This is a genomic window from Pseudomonas sp. R11F, from assembly GCF_050312575.1.
Taxonomy (GTDB): domain Bacteria; phylum Pseudomonadota; class Gammaproteobacteria; order Pseudomonadales; family Pseudomonadaceae; genus Aquipseudomonas; species Aquipseudomonas palleroniana.
Map to the genome: position 1 here is coordinate 248,680 of NZ_JBNPJU010000046.1, position 13,535 is coordinate 262,214.

11 protein-coding genes and 1 pseudogene are annotated in these 13,535 nt (G+C 59.6%); 7 read left to right on the plus strand and 5 right to left on the minus strand.

Annotation, left to right across the window (positions count from 1 at the left end):
* Positions 1-90: 90 nt before the first annotated feature.
* On the plus strand, positions 91-1,518 hold the full coding sequence (sbcB, locus tag ACQRBV_RS13450) for an exodeoxyribonuclease I (RefSeq protein WP_411984791.1): 1,428 nt from the start codon (positions 91-93) through the stop codon (positions 1,516-1,518).
* Positions 1,519-1,608: 90 nt separating this feature from the next.
* On the opposite strand, the gene mvaT is transcribed toward sbcB, so the two are convergent.
* Positions 1,609-1,983 carry a histone-like nucleoid-structuring protein MvaT gene (gene mvaT, locus ACQRBV_RS13455; protein WP_003175830.1) on the minus strand — a complete coding sequence of 125 codons (375 nt, stop codon included), beginning with the start codon at positions 1,981-1,983 and terminating at the stop codon, positions 1,609-1,611.
* A 350-nt stretch (positions 1,984-2,333) separates the two neighbouring features.
* On the opposite strand from mvaT, the gene purU reads away from it, so the two are divergent.
* Positions 2,334-3,182, plus strand: coding sequence for a formyltetrahydrofolate deformylase (gene purU, locus ACQRBV_RS13460; RefSeq protein ID WP_005790961.1), 849 nt, complete (start codon positions 2,334-2,336; stop codon positions 3,180-3,182).
* A gap of 80 nt (positions 3,183-3,262) precedes the next feature.
* Positions 3,263-3,433, plus strand: a complete 171-nt coding sequence (locus ACQRBV_RS13465; RefSeq protein ID WP_411984790.1) for a hypothetical protein — start codon at positions 3,263-3,265, stop codon at positions 3,431-3,433.
* A 34-nt stretch (positions 3,434-3,467) separates the two neighbouring features.
* Here ACQRBV_RS13465 and ACQRBV_RS13470 read toward each other — a convergent pair whose 3' ends face one another.
* Entirely contained in the window at positions 3,468-4,232 is a 765-nt protein-coding gene (locus tag ACQRBV_RS13470; RefSeq protein WP_411984851.1) for a methyl-accepting chemotaxis protein, read from the minus strand.
* Between the two features lie 93 nt (positions 4,233-4,325).
* Positions 4,326-5,357 (minus strand): annotated as a pseudogene (locus ACQRBV_RS13475) (HAMP domain-containing protein); the annotation flags it as partial.
* Between the two features lie 205 nt (positions 5,358-5,562).
* Here ACQRBV_RS13475 and ACQRBV_RS13480 point away from each other — a divergent pair.
* Entirely contained in the window at positions 5,563-7,041 is a 1,479-nt protein-coding gene (locus ACQRBV_RS13480) for a helicase HerA-like domain-containing protein (protein WP_411984789.1), read from the plus strand.
* Between the two features lie 3 nt (positions 7,042-7,044).
* Here the strand turns inward: ACQRBV_RS13480 and ACQRBV_RS13485 are convergent, their stop codons facing one another.
* Positions 7,045-7,500 carry a DUF721 domain-containing protein gene (locus ACQRBV_RS13485; protein ID WP_411984788.1) on the minus strand — a complete coding sequence of 152 codons (456 nt, stop codon included), beginning with the start codon at positions 7,498-7,500 and terminating at the stop codon, positions 7,045-7,047.
* 304 nt (positions 7,501-7,804) lie between these two features.
* Between ACQRBV_RS13485 and secA the strand changes: the two genes are divergently transcribed.
* From secA to ACQRBV_RS13500, 3 genes are all read left to right on the plus strand, one after another.
* The gene (secA, locus tag ACQRBV_RS13490; RefSeq protein ID WP_198760573.1) at positions 7,805-10,540 is read left to right on the plus strand and encodes a preprotein translocase subunit SecA; all 2,736 of its coding nucleotides are present in this window, start codon (positions 7,805-7,807) and stop codon (positions 10,538-10,540) included.
* Between the two features lie 123 nt (positions 10,541-10,663).
* On the plus strand, positions 10,664-11,881 hold the full coding sequence (argJ, locus tag ACQRBV_RS13495) for a bifunctional glutamate N-acetyltransferase/amino-acid acetyltransferase ArgJ (RefSeq protein WP_060754204.1): 1,218 nt from the start codon (positions 10,664-10,666) through the stop codon (positions 11,879-11,881).
* Positions 11,882-11,901: 20 nt separating this feature from the next.
* Positions 11,902-12,846 carry a Nudix family hydrolase gene (locus ACQRBV_RS13500; protein WP_060754203.1) on the plus strand — a complete coding sequence of 315 codons (945 nt, stop codon included), beginning with the start codon at positions 11,902-11,904 and terminating at the stop codon, positions 12,844-12,846.
* A 109-nt stretch (positions 12,847-12,955) separates the two neighbouring features.
* On the opposite strand, the gene ACQRBV_RS13505 is transcribed toward ACQRBV_RS13500, so the two are convergent.
* On the minus strand, positions 12,956-13,534 hold the full coding sequence (locus tag ACQRBV_RS13505) for a cob(I)yrinic acid a,c-diamide adenosyltransferase (RefSeq protein ID WP_411984787.1): 579 nt from the start codon (positions 13,532-13,534) through the stop codon (positions 12,956-12,958).
* Position 13,535 lies beyond the last annotated feature (1 nt).

Below are 13,535 nucleotides of genomic sequence, written 5' to 3' on the forward strand. Positions count from 1 at the left end.
TTTGCTGGATGTTTGTACAGTGCATGTATCGCTGGCCCCGGACGCCTCGCTGCGCCTAGACTTTGTCGATCTTCAGTACAGGAATAGCCCGTGACCTCCATTTTCTGGTACGACTATGAAACCACCGGCATCAACCCGCGCAGCGATCGTCCGCTCCAGGTGGCCGGCATTCGTACCGACCTCGAACTCAACGAGATCGGCCCGCCGCTCAATCTTTATTGTCAGCCCAGCGACGATATCCTGCCCCATCCGGCGGCATGCGCGATCACGGGTATTACTCCGGGCGTACTGGCGGAGAAGGGCTTGGCCGAAGCCGATTTCATGACGCGGGTGCATACCGAGCTGGCTGCGCCCGGTACGTGCGGTGCCGGCTATAACACCCTGCGGTTCGACGATGAAATGACGCGCTACAGCTTGTATCGAAATTTTTTCGACCCTTACGCGCGCGAGTGGCAGGGGGGTAACAGTCGCTGGGATCTGATTGATGTGGTTCGCACCGCCTACGCCCTGCGTCCCGAGGGGATTGTCTGGCCGGAGCAGGATGGGCGGGTCACCCTCAAGCTTGAGCGGCTGACCCAGGCCAATGGTATCGATCACGGGCAGGCCCATGATGCATTGTCCGACGTGCGTGCGACCATCGCCTTGGCGCGGTTGGTGCGAGAAAAACAGCCCAAGCTGTACGAATGGCTGTTTCAATTGCGCAGTAAGCAGCGGGTGATGGACCAGGTGCGTCTGTTGCAACCGATGGTGCATATCTCCGGGCGCTTTTCCGCCGAGCGCCACTACGTGGGGGTGGTGCTGCCGCTGGCCTGGCACCCGCGCAATCGCAATGCATTGATCGTCTGTGACCTTGGGCTCGACCCCCAGGCCTTGCTGGACCTGGATGCCGATGTGTTGCGTCAGCGCCTCTATACGCGCCGTGATGACTTGAAGGAAGGTGAGCTACCGATTCCGCTCAAGTTGTTGCATATCAACCGTTGCCCGGTCGTTGCCCCACTGAATGTATTGCGGGCGCAGGATCGTGAGCGGCTTCAGTTGGATATGGACACCTGTCAGGCGCGGGCGCTGCGACTAACTGACGCACAGGAAGTTTGGCGTGACAAGTTGGCCGCCATTTACAGCGAGGAGGATTTTGCACCGAGTGCCGACCCGGAGCAGCAGCTCTACGATGGTTTTATTGGCGACCGCGATCGCCGCTTATGTGAACAAGTCCGTGCGGCAGAGCCTGCACAACTAGCACGCCAGCAGTGGCCTTTCGATGATCATCGCTTGCCGGAATTATTATTTCGCTACCGTGCCCGTAACTTTCCTGAAACCCTGGACAAGGACGAGCAACAACGTTGGAAACTTTTCTGTCAGCAGCGTTTGTCAAATCCGCAATGGGGGGCACCGAATACTCTGCTGGCATTTAAACAGGCGTGCGAGGAGTTGGCTGTTAGTGCTACACCGTTTCAGTGCCAGGTACTGGGCCAATGGCAGGAGTATGCCGATTCGCTGGCAGCGCGTTTGAACTCGTAGTCAGAAATTGCAGAATATTCAGACATAAAAAAACGCCAGCAAGCTGGCGTTTTTTTATGTATCGCGTATCAGGCGAGAGCCCGACTCGGCTTAGCCCAGCAGAGTAGCCCAGCCTTCAACCACGTCGCCGCCCCACTTGGCTTTCCACTCTTTCAGCGTCTTGTGGTTGCCGCCTTTGGTTTCAATCACTTCGCCGTTGTGCGGGTTCTTGTATTGCTTGACCTTGCGCGCACGCTTGGTACCGGTGGTTTTCACGGCGCCACGCGGTGCTTTAACTTTCGACTCTGGATCCAGCAGCGCGATGATGTCGCGCAAGGACTTGGAGTATTCGCCCATCAGAGTGCGCAGTTTGCCTTCGAATTCCAGCTCGGTTTTCAGCTTGTCGTCTTGGGACAGGTTTTTCAAACGCGCTTGCAGCTCTTTGATAGCTTCTTCGGTGGCGCGGTATTCGTTGATCAGTGACATGGGGACTACCTTATGTAGAGCGCTGATTGACAGGGACAGTGAGCCAATAATAGTCAGGCAATTTCATCAAGTAAACATTTAAGCAGGCATTTATGTGAATTACTTTGAATGTTTGTGGTAAAGCTGCGCAGTCGAGTTAATTAGTCGGTCGCCGGCCTAAAGATAATCCTGTTTGTTTTTTGATAATTCCTTGCGCTGGCCGTTGTACGGTCATATAGACGAGGTAAAACCTTACGCTATTAAGGGGTGTCCTCTCGGTCTGGATTCAGAATAAGGTGCAAGGAATACTGCAGTTTTTCTGCGCAATCGCTAGAATGGCGGCCTTTGCGAAGTTCTGGAGTTTCCCCCTAATGCGCACTTTTCGGCTGGTGATTGCTTGCCCGGACCGGGTTGGCATCGTTGCCAAAGTCAGTAACTTTCTGGCCTCCCATAATGGCTGGATCACCGAAGCGAGCCATCACTCGGACGATCTCAGCGGTTGGTTTTTCATGCGGCACGAAATCCGTGCCGACACGCTGCCCTTTGGTCTTGAGGCCTTCCGCGAGGCGTTTGCGCCGATCGCCGAAGAGTTCTCGATGACCTGGCACATCACCGACACCGAACAGAAAAAGCGTGTCGTGCTGATGGCCAGTCGTGAGTCCCACTGCCTCGCCGACCTGCTGCACCGCTGGCACAGCGATGAGCTCGATTGCGAGATCGCCTGTGTGATCTCCAACCATGACGACCTGCGCAGCATGGTCGAATGGCACGGCATCCCGTACTACCACGTACCGGTCAATCCGCAGGACAAGGAGCCCGCGTTCGCCGAGGTCTCGCGTCTGGTCAAGCAGCACGAGGCCGACGTGGTGGTGCTGGCGCGCTACATGCAGATCCTGCCGCCGGAACTGTGCCGCGAATACGCCGGCAAGGTGATCAACATTCACCACAGTTTCCTGCCGTCGTTCGTCGGGGCCAAGCCGTATCACCAGGCATCCCTGCGCGGCGTGAAGTTGATTGGCGCAACTTGCCACTACGTTACCGAAGAGCTGGACGCAGGTCCGATCATCGAGCAGGACGTGGTGCGTGTCAGCCACAGTGACAGTATTGAAGACATGGTGCGTTTCGGCCGTGACGTCGAGAAGATGGTGCTGGCGCGTGGCCTGCGTTATCACCTGGAAGATCGCGTACTGGTACACGGCAACAAGACCGTCGTGTTCTGATCCAGCGTTGTGATTGAAGTCAGAAGGGCTTGGGCGTTAAATCGACCCAGGCCCTTTTTACATCTGCGCAGGACTGAGTGATGAGCGACCCGCTGGATAAAGCCACATCAAAAGCCCCGGCAACATTGGGGGAAGGCTGTTTGAGCCGGTATGACCCGGACGCGCTGGACGCAGAAGACGGCACCGAGTTTCCTGGCGCCGCCGAGTTGTGGGAACAGGAGCGGCGTAAAGACGAGCCCCCGACAAAATAGCGGCCCGCCGCTGTATCAGCGACGGGCCTGGGCGTCAGATCCGGAAACTGCCCACCAGTTGCTTCAAGCGCGATGCCTGTTGCTCCAGGTCGGTACAGGCGCGCAGGGTTGATTGCAGGTTTTCCACACCTTCCTGGTTGAGGGTGTTGATTTCGGTGATGTCCATGTTGATCGACTCCACCACGGAGGTCTGCTCTTCGGTGGCGGTAGCGACTGACTGGTTCATACCGTCTATCTCGCCAATGCGCTGGGTCACGCTGCTCAACCGTTCGCCGGCCAGGTTGGCGATCTCCACGCTGTCCTGGCTGTGGCGCTGGCTTTCACTCATGGTGCTGACGGAGTCCCGAGCGCCGATCTGAAGCTCCTCAATCATTTTCTGCACTTGTTGCGCCGATTCCTGGGTGCGATGAGCCAGGTTGCGCACTTCGTCGGCCACGACCGCAAATCCTCGGCCGGCCTCACCGGCCCGCGCCGCTTCGATGGCGGCGTTGAGCGCCAACAGGTTGGTCTGCTGGGAGATGCTGGTGATCACCTCGAGGATCTGACCGATATTGACCGTCTTGCTGTTAAGCGCTTCGATATTGTTGCCAGAAGCGCTGATCATCTCGGACAGTTGGTTCATCGCCTTGATGTTGCTTTCCACCACTTGCTGACCGTCTTCGGCCAAACTCCGCGCGTCACTGGCTTGCTGCGAAGCCTGTGCCGCGTTGCGCGCGATTTCCTGGGCGGCGGCGCCCAGTTGGTTGATGGCGGCGGCGACGCTGTTGGTGCGATTAGCCTGTTCGTCCGAGTTGACCATCGACGAGTTGGAGGCACTGACCACCCGCAAGGCCACTTCGTTGACCTGTTCGGTGGCCGAGGACACTTCGCGAATTGAAGTATGGATACGCTCCACGAACCGGTTGAACGCCTCGCCCAGGGTGCCGAATTCGTCATGGTTCTGGATGGTCAGGCGTCGGGTCAGGTCGCCCTCGCCATCGGCGATGTCCTGCATGGCCCGGGTCATCACATTCAACGGTTGCAGCAAGACGCGGATCAGCATGCCCAGAAGGGCGATGATGATCACCACGGCGATGATCGTGGCGATCACCGCCGACGTGCGGAACTGGCTGAGCATCGCGAAGGATTTGTCTTTATCTACCGAAACGCCCAGGTACCAGTTCACCGATGGCAAACCCTTGATCGGTGTAAAGGTCACGATATTGGTTTTGCCGTTGGCCTCGACTTCGCTGAAGTCGGCGCTGATCTTGGGGGTGTTCTTCGGGTACACCTCTGCCAGAGTCTTCATGACCAGGTTTTTGTCCGGGTGCACCAGCACTTTACCGTCGGCACTGACCAGGAACGCGTAGCCCATGCCGCCGAAGTTCAGCGCGCTGATGTTATCCACCAGGGTTTGCAGGCTCAGGTCGCCGCCCACCACACCAATACTCTGGCCGCCCTTGGCGCTGGGGGTGGCGATGGAAATGATCAACTGCCCGGTGGCCGCATCGATATAGGGTTCGGTCAGGGTCGAACCGTTGCTGCTCTGGGCGCCTTTGTACCAGGGGCGGACGCGCGGATCGAAGCCGTCCGGCATCTTGGCATCGGGGCGGATGGTAAAGGCCCCTTTACTGTCGCCGACGTAGGTCGCCATAAAGGAAGAGGTCAGCGCTTTCTGTTCCAGCAAGTTGGCGACGGCGGACGGTTCGGGATTGATGGCGATGTTTTGTGCGGCGTTTTCCACCAGCACAATACGCCCGGCAAGCCAGGTTTGAATGTTGCTGGCGGTGACACCGCCCATTTCATGCAGGTAGTTATTCAGGTCGTCGCGGATCGCGTTGCGTTGCAGGTAGTCGTTATAGAGGGTAAACAGCGCGAAGGCGGCGATGACGATAAGGGCGGCTGCAAGCAGGATTTTGTGGCTGAAGCGCAGGTTTTTATTCATGGCTTGTAGGGTCCGCTAAGGTCTTAAATATCCAAAGCGCGTCCTTTTGGGAGGCGCAAAATGGCAGCGTCAAAAAAGGTGTGGTACTTCTGGTGATAGCTCTGTGGGTTTTTGTAGGAACCCTCCGACCTATTTTTAGACTTTGTGGGTCTCACATTGGCCTGTATCGGCTTGGCTGCACTAAAGATTAACCATAGGTGACGAAATGCCTGACTCCACGCAACTTCTTATCGGTGCCGGCCCTGACGGCCAGCCCATTGCTCAGGCCATGCGCCTGGCCAACCGCCATGGCCTGATTGCCGGTGCCACGGGCACGGGCAAGACCGTCACCCTGCAGCGCCTCGCGGAAGCCTTCAGCGATGCGGGCGTGGCGGTATTCGCCGCCGACATCAAGGGTGACCTCTGTGGCCTGGGTGCCGCAGCCTTCCCCCAGGGTAAGGTCGCCGAGCGCATTGCAGGCATGCCTTTCCTCAATTACACCGCGCAGGCTTACCCGGTCACGCTGTGGGATATCCACGGGCAATCCGGCCATCCGTTGCGTACGACCATCAGCGAAATGGGGCCGTTGTTGCTCGGCAGCCTGCTGGAACTCACTGACAGCCAACAGTCGGCGCTCTATGCCACTTTCAAGGTAGCGGATCGTGAGGGCTTGCTGCTGTTGGATCTCAAGGACCTCAAGGCCCTGCTCAACCACCTGCGCTATCACCCGGAACTGCTGGGCGACGATGCGGCGTTGATGACCACCGGCTCCAGCCAGGCGCTGTTGCGGCGCCTGGCGGTGCTGGAGCAGCAGGGTGCCGAAGCCTTGTTTGGCGAGCCGGCCCTGCAGCTCGAAGATATTTTGCAGCCCGACGGCGACGGGCGTGGGCGGATCCACCTGCTGGACGCCAGCCGCCTGGTACATGAGGCGCCGAAGGTCTACGCGACCTTCCTGTTGTGGCTTCTGGCTGAGTTGTTCGAGCAGATGCCTGAGCGTGGCGATGCCGACAAGCCGCTCTTGGCGTTGTTTTTCGACGAAGCGCATTTGTTGTTCGCGGACACGCCCAAGGCCCTGCAGGACCGTTTGGAGCAAGTGGTGCGCCTGATTCGCTCCAAAGGGGTGGGCGTGTACTTTGTCACGCAATCCCCGGGTGACTTGCCTGACACGGTGCTCGCACAACTGGGGCTGCGCATACAACACGGTTTGCGAGCCTTCACCACCAAGGAACAGAAATCCCTGCGGGCGGTGGCCGAGGGTTTTCGCCCCAACCCGGCGTTCGATACCTTGGCGGTGCTGACCGAACTGGGCACCGGCGAGGCGCTGGTGGGCACCTTGCAGGAAAAAGGCACACCGGAAGTTGTCCAGCGGGTACTGGTCGCGCCACCACAATCGCGGATCGGGCCGCTCACTGAGACCGAACGGGCTGCGTTGATCGCCCGTTCATCTTTGCTCGGGCGCTACGACAAACCGATAGATCGTGAGTCGGCCTATGAAGTGCTGATGGCTCGCAAGGACCTGGGGCCCGAGGAACCAAGCAAGCCGGCGGCCGAAGAGCCGAGCTTTACCGACAAGGCCGGCGCGTTTCTGGGCACGACGGCAGGCAAGGCGCTGAAATCAGCGATGCAGCAGGCCGCCAATCAGATGGGCCGCCAGTTGGTGCGTGGGTTGTTGGGGTCGCTGTTGGGCGGCGGCAAGCGCAAATAGCGGTCAGGGTTTGCGTCTGGCGTGGGCGGCCAGCCGCTCCAGCGCCGCGCGCAGGCCCGGATCACTGATCTCATCGGCCGTAGCCTGAATGGTTTCGGCCGCGTTTTCCGAGAGGTCCACCGTATGCCCCACTGCGCGTGGCTGCACGGCTGGGGGCTGCACTTTGAACTGGATGCGCGTCAGGCCGGCAAACTCGTCAAAGGCCATCAGTTGTCGTTGCAGGCGTTTTTGTTGATAGCGCAACCGGGTGGCCCAATGGCCATCGGTGACAATCAGCAGCAAATGGCCTTCTCGCCACGACGCTACATGACAATGTTCACGCACGGCCGGTTGCAACTGGCTTTCGAGCAGGCGTTGCAGCAGGCCCAGGCGTTGCGCATGGCCAAAGATGGCTTTCAACGGCTTGGCTTCGCGAAGCAACGCGCCGGGCGCGCGGGCTGGTTGATGGCGTAACGCCATATCTAGACACCTGAAGTAACAGAGTGGTCATCTTAACAGAAAGCGCCCGTAAGCCCCCTGGCCATGCGTCCGCGTAGTTTTCCCGTAAAATCAATCGGTAACTTCTGCCTTCCATGGGTTGAAGTTCCAGTAAAAGCCCTTATTTTAAAAAGGGCCTCTCACAGTGCCATGCCTGCCTCGTGCAATAACGCCACTTTCCTCACCCACGATTCCGGGTAGAATGCGCGTTCGCATGCGGCCGTGAGGGCTGCTCGGGCCACTCACGGTGCGCCCTCCATCCCTATGTGTGGAAGAACCTGCCGATATGTTTGCGCCTTTGTTAAAGAAACTTTTTGGAAGCAAGAATGAGCGCGAAGTCAAACGCATGCTCAAGACGGTGCAACTGGTCAATGCCCTCGAAGAGCAGATGGTTGCCCTTTCGGACGACCAATTGCGCGCCAAGACCCAAGAGTTCAAGGCCCGCATAGCCAAAGGTGAAACCCTCGACAAACTGCTTCCCGAAGCCTTTGCGGTCGCCCGTGAAGCCGGTAAGCGTGTCATGGGCATGCGCCACTTCGACGTTCAGTTGATCGGCGGCATGACCTTGCATGAAGGCATGATTGCCGAAATGCGTACCGGTGAAGGCAAGACCCTGGTGGCAACCCTGGGCGTTTACCTCAACGCACTGTCCGGCAAGGGCGTGCACGTGGTGACGGTGAACGACTACCTGGCTCGCCGGGACGCCAACTGGATGCGCCCGCTCTATGAATTCCTCGGCCTGACCGTCGGCGTGGTAACGCCGTTCCAGCCGCCGGAAGAGAAGCGCGCCGCCTACGCTGCCGATATCACCTACGGTACCAACAACGAATTCGGTTTCGACTATCTGCGCGACAACATGGCGTTCAGCATGGAAGAAAAATTCCAGCGTGAACTCAACTTTGCCGTGATCGACGAAGTCGACTCCATCCTGATCGACGAAGCCCGTACTCCGCTGATCATCTCCGGCCAGGCCGAAGACAGCTCGCGCCTGTACACCGAAATCAACAAACTGATTCCGCGTCTGACCCAGCACATCGAAGAAGTGGAAGGCGTCGTGACCAAAGAAGGTCACTTCACGATCGACGAGAAGACCCGTCAGGTCGAACTCAACGAAGCCGGTCACCAGTTCGTCGAAGACATGCTGACCCAGATCGGCCTGCTGGCTGAGGGCGAAAGCCTGTACTCGGCACACAACCTGGGCCTGTTGACCCACGTTTACGCCGGCCTGCGTGCCCACAAGCTGTTCCATCGCAACATTGAATACATCGTGCAGGACGGCCAGGTCGTGCTGGTCGACGAACACACCGGGCGTACCATGCCGGGTCGCCGTCTGTCCGAAGGCCTGCACCAGGCCATCGAAGCCAAGGAAAACCTCAACATCCAGGCTGAAAGCCAGACGTTGGCGTCGACGACCTTCCAGAACTACTTCCGTCTGTACAACAAGCTGTCCGGCATGACCGGTACGGCCGACACCGAAGCGTTCGAGTTCCACCAGATCTACAACCTGGCCGTGATGGTGATTCCACCGAACAAGCCGCTGGCGCGTAAGGATTTCAACGACCTGGTATTCCTGACTGCCGAAGAGAAATACGCGGCAATCATCAACGATATCAAGGACGGCATGGCCAAAGGCCGCCCGATCCTGGTGGGTACCGCTACCATCGAGACTTCCGAGCACGTGTCCAACCTGCTCAACAAGGAAGGTATCGAGCACAAGGTCCTCAACGCCAAGTTCCACGAAAAAGAAGCCGAGATCATCGCCCAGGCCGGTCGCCCAGGCGCGCTGACCATTGCCACCAACATGGCCGGTCGTGGTACCGACATCCTGTTGGGCGGTAACTGGGAAGTGGAAGTCGCGGCACTGGAAAACCCGAGCCCCGAGCAGATCGCCCAGATCAAGGCCGACTGGCAGAAACGCCATCAGGCCGTGCTGGAATCCGGTGGCTTGCAGGTGATTGCGTCCGAGCGTCATGAATCGCGTCGTATCGACAACCAGCTGCGTGGCCGTGCCGGTCGCCAGGGTGACGCCGGTTCCAGCCGTTTCTACCTGTCCCTGGAAGATAGCCTGATGCGTATCTTCGCCTCGGACCGGGTGAAGAACTTCATGAAAGCCCTGGGGATGCAGTCCGGCGAGGCGATCGAGCACCGCATGGTGACCAACGCCATCGAGAAGGCGCAGCGCAAGGTCGAAGGCCGCAACTTCGACATTCGTAAGCAACTGCTCGAGTTCGACGACGTCAACAACGAACAGCGTAAAGTGATCTATCACATGCGTAACACGTTGCTGGCCGCCGACAACATTGGCGAGACCATCGCCGATTTCCGTCAGGACGTGCTCAACGCCACCGTCAGCGCCCATATCCCGCCACAGTCCCTGCCTGAGCAGTGGGATGTCGCCGGCCTGGAAGCGGCCTTGAAGAGCGACTTCGGTGTTGACCTGCCGGTTCAGCAGTGGCTGGACGAAGACGATCACCTGTACGAAGAGACGCTGCGCGAGAAGCTGATGACCGAGCTGCTGGCCGCGTACAACGAAAAAGAAGAGCAGGCGAGTGCCGAAGCACTGCGCACCTTCGAAAAACAAATCGTACTGCGCGTGCTGGACGACCTGTGGAAAGACCACCTGTCGACCATGGATCACCTGCGTCACGGCATCCACTTGCGTGGCTACGCCCAGAAGAACCCGAAGCAGGAGTACAAGCGCGAGTCGTTCACGCTGTTCTCCGAACTGCTGGACTCGATCAAGCGCGATTCGATTCGCGTGCTGTCCCACGTTCAGGTGCGTCGCGAAGATCCGGCCGAGGAAGAAGCTCGCCTGCGTCAGGAAGCCGAAGCGCTGGCCGCCCGCATGCAGTTCCAGCATGACGAGGCACCGGGCCTGGAAGCGCCTGAAGTCTTGGGCGAAGAGGTGGATGTGGCACTGGCTCAAACGCCGGTTCGCAACGATCAGAAGCTGGGCCGCAACGAACTGTGCTACTGCGGTTCGGGCAAGAAATTCAAACACTGCCACGGCCAGATCGAATAAGATTTTCGCCCGACGCTGCAATACTCCGCGCCGCGACCGGCTTTTGCCGTCGCGGCGTTTTGCCATTAATTTCACCGTCGCTTACGACGGCACAGACACCCCCTATTTTTGAGGAGCGCATTCATGGCTGTTGGTCTTGGTCCTTTGCCCACATTGCACCCGGTTGCCGGTTTCGAACTCGGTATCGCTTCGGCCGGCATCAAGCGTCCGGGGCGCAAGGATGTGGTGGTGATGCGCTGTGCCGAAGGCTCGACCGTCGCGGGCGTGTTCACCCTCAACGCGTTCTGCGCGGCACCGGTGATCCTGGCCAAGCAGCGCGTTGCCGGTTCGATTCGTTATCTGCTGACCAACACCGGCAATGCCAACGCCGGTACCGGCGAGCCAGGCCTGGTTGCCGCTGCGCGCACGTGCGCCAAGCTGGCCCAATTGGCGGGCGTAGACGCCAGCCAAGTGCTGCCGTACTCCACCGGCGTGATCGGTGAGCCACTGCCGGTGGAAAAAATCGAAGGCGCCTTGCAAGCTGCCCTGGACGACCTGTCTGTGGATAACTGGGCTGCCGCCGCCACCGGCATCATGACCACCGACACTCTGCCCAAGGGCGCGAGCCGTCAGTTCGTGCACGAAGGCGTGACCGTCACGGTGACCGGCATCAGCAAGGGCGCCGGCATGATCCGTCCGAACATGGCCACAATGCTCGGCTACATCGCCACCGATGCCAAGGTTTCCCGCGAGGTGCTGCACAAGCTGATGCTGGATGGCGCCAACAAGTCGTTCAACCGCATCACCATCGACGGTGACACCTCCACCAACGATTGCTGCATGTTGATCGCAACCGGCAAGGCCAACCTGCCGGAAATCACCACCACCGAAGGCCCCCTGTTCGACGCGCTGAAAAAGGCGGTGTTTGAAGTGTGCATGGACGTGGCCCAGGCCATCGTGCGCGACGGCGAGGGCGCTACCAAGTTCGTCACCGTTGAAGTCAACGGCGGCGGCAACCACCAGGAATGCCTGGATGTGGGCTATACCGTGGCCCACTCACCGCTGATCAAGACCGCACTGTTCGCCTCAGACCCGAACTGGGGGCGCATCCTGGCGGCCGTTGGCCGTGCCGGCGTGCCGGACCTGGACGTGAGCAAGATCGACGTGTTCCTGGGCGATGTGTGCATTGCCAGCCGCGGTGCCCGTGCTGAAACCTACACCGAAGCCCAGGGCTCGGCGGTGATGCAGCAGGAAGAAATCACCATCCGTATCGAGCTGGGTCGTGGCGAGTGCAGCGAAACCATCTGGACCACCGACCTGTCCCACGAGTACGTGAAGATCAACGCGGAATACCGTACCTGATAGCCAAGAGGATAAACGCGGTGAAACGAGTGCATGTAGCAGCAGCGGTGATCCGCGGTGCCGACGGCAGGATTCTGCTGGCGCGCCGTGCCGATACCCAGCATCAGGGCGGCCTCTGGGAGTTTCCTGGGGGCAAGGTGGAGGCCGATGAGTCGGTGGCAACCGCCTTGTCGCGCGAGCTGCACGAAGAGCTGGGCATCCGGGTCACCACGGCCCGGCCGCTGATCAAGGTGCAACACGACTACCCGGACAAGCAGGTGTTACTGGATGTCTGGGAGGTCTCGGCGTTCACCGGCGAGCCTCATGGTGCCGAAGGGCAACCGCTGGAATGGGTAGCGCCTCGGGACTTGATCAACTATGAGTTCCCGGCGGCCAATGCACCGATCGTTGCCGCTGCGCGCTTGCCTGCCGAGTACCTGATCACCCCGGGTGAGCTGGAAACTCCCACGCTGCTGCGCGGCCTTCAGAAAGCCATTGCCGGTGGTATCAAGCTGGTTCAACTGCGTGCGCCCAACGGTTACGACCCCAAGTATCGTGACCTGGCGGTGGATGCGGTTGGCCTGTGTGCCGGCAAGGCCCAGTTGATGCTCAAGGGGCCGTTCGAGTGGCTGGGGGACTTTCCTTCGGCCGGTTGGCACATGACTTCGGCGCAACTGCGTAAATACGCGAGCAAGGGGCGACCGTTGCCGAAGGACCGCTGGCTGGCGGCCTCGTGCCACAACGCCGAAGAACTGGCTCTGGCGCAAATGATGGATGTGGATTTCGTCACGCTGTCGCCGGTGCAGCCGACCCTGACCCATCCAGATGCACAGCCGTTGGGCTGGGAGCAGGCGGCGCAGTTGATCAGTGGGTTCAGCAAGCCGGTGTTTCTGTTGGGTGGGCTTGGGCCCGCCGAGCGAGAGCAGGCCTGGGAAGCCGGGGCTCAGGGTGTGGCAGGGATCCGGGCGTTCTGGCCGGAAGTCTGATCAGCCATTGATGCCTCATCGGGAGCAAGCCCCCTCCCACAGTTGAACAAGTTGCTTTTGTGGGAGGGGGCTTGCTCCCGATAGGGCCCGATCAGTCACTACACAACCCTCAGTGTGGTTTAGCCGCCGCCTGCCACAGAACCTCCGAAACACCCTGGCGCCTGGCAATCACCCGCGCCGCCACAAACAACAGATCCGATAACCGATTGATATACGCAAGCCCCACGCCTTCCAGCGGCTCAAGCGCATTCAACTGCTGACAGCGCCGTTCTGCACTGCGCGCCAGGCTGCGACATACATGAGCTTGCGCGATCAGCGCCGAACCACCCGGCAGGATGAAGTTCTCCAGCGGCCCGACTTCTTCATTCCAGCGGTCAATCGCCGCTTCCAGCCGATCCACTTCGGCTGCATTCAAGGCTTTGTACACCGGCATTGCCAGTTCACCGCCCAGGTCGAACAACCGATGCTGACAAGGCGTCAGCACCTCGATCACATCCTTGAGTTCAGGGTGCTTGCCGCTCTGTTCCTCAAGATTGGCCAGCAGCAGGCCCAATTGACTGTTCAAGGTGTCGACCTCGCCAATGGCCTCCACCCGCGGATGGTCCTTGGGCACGCGACGGCCGTCGCCGAGGCCGGTCTCGCCTTGGTCGCCGGTACGGGTGTAGATCTTCGACAGGCGAAAGCCCATG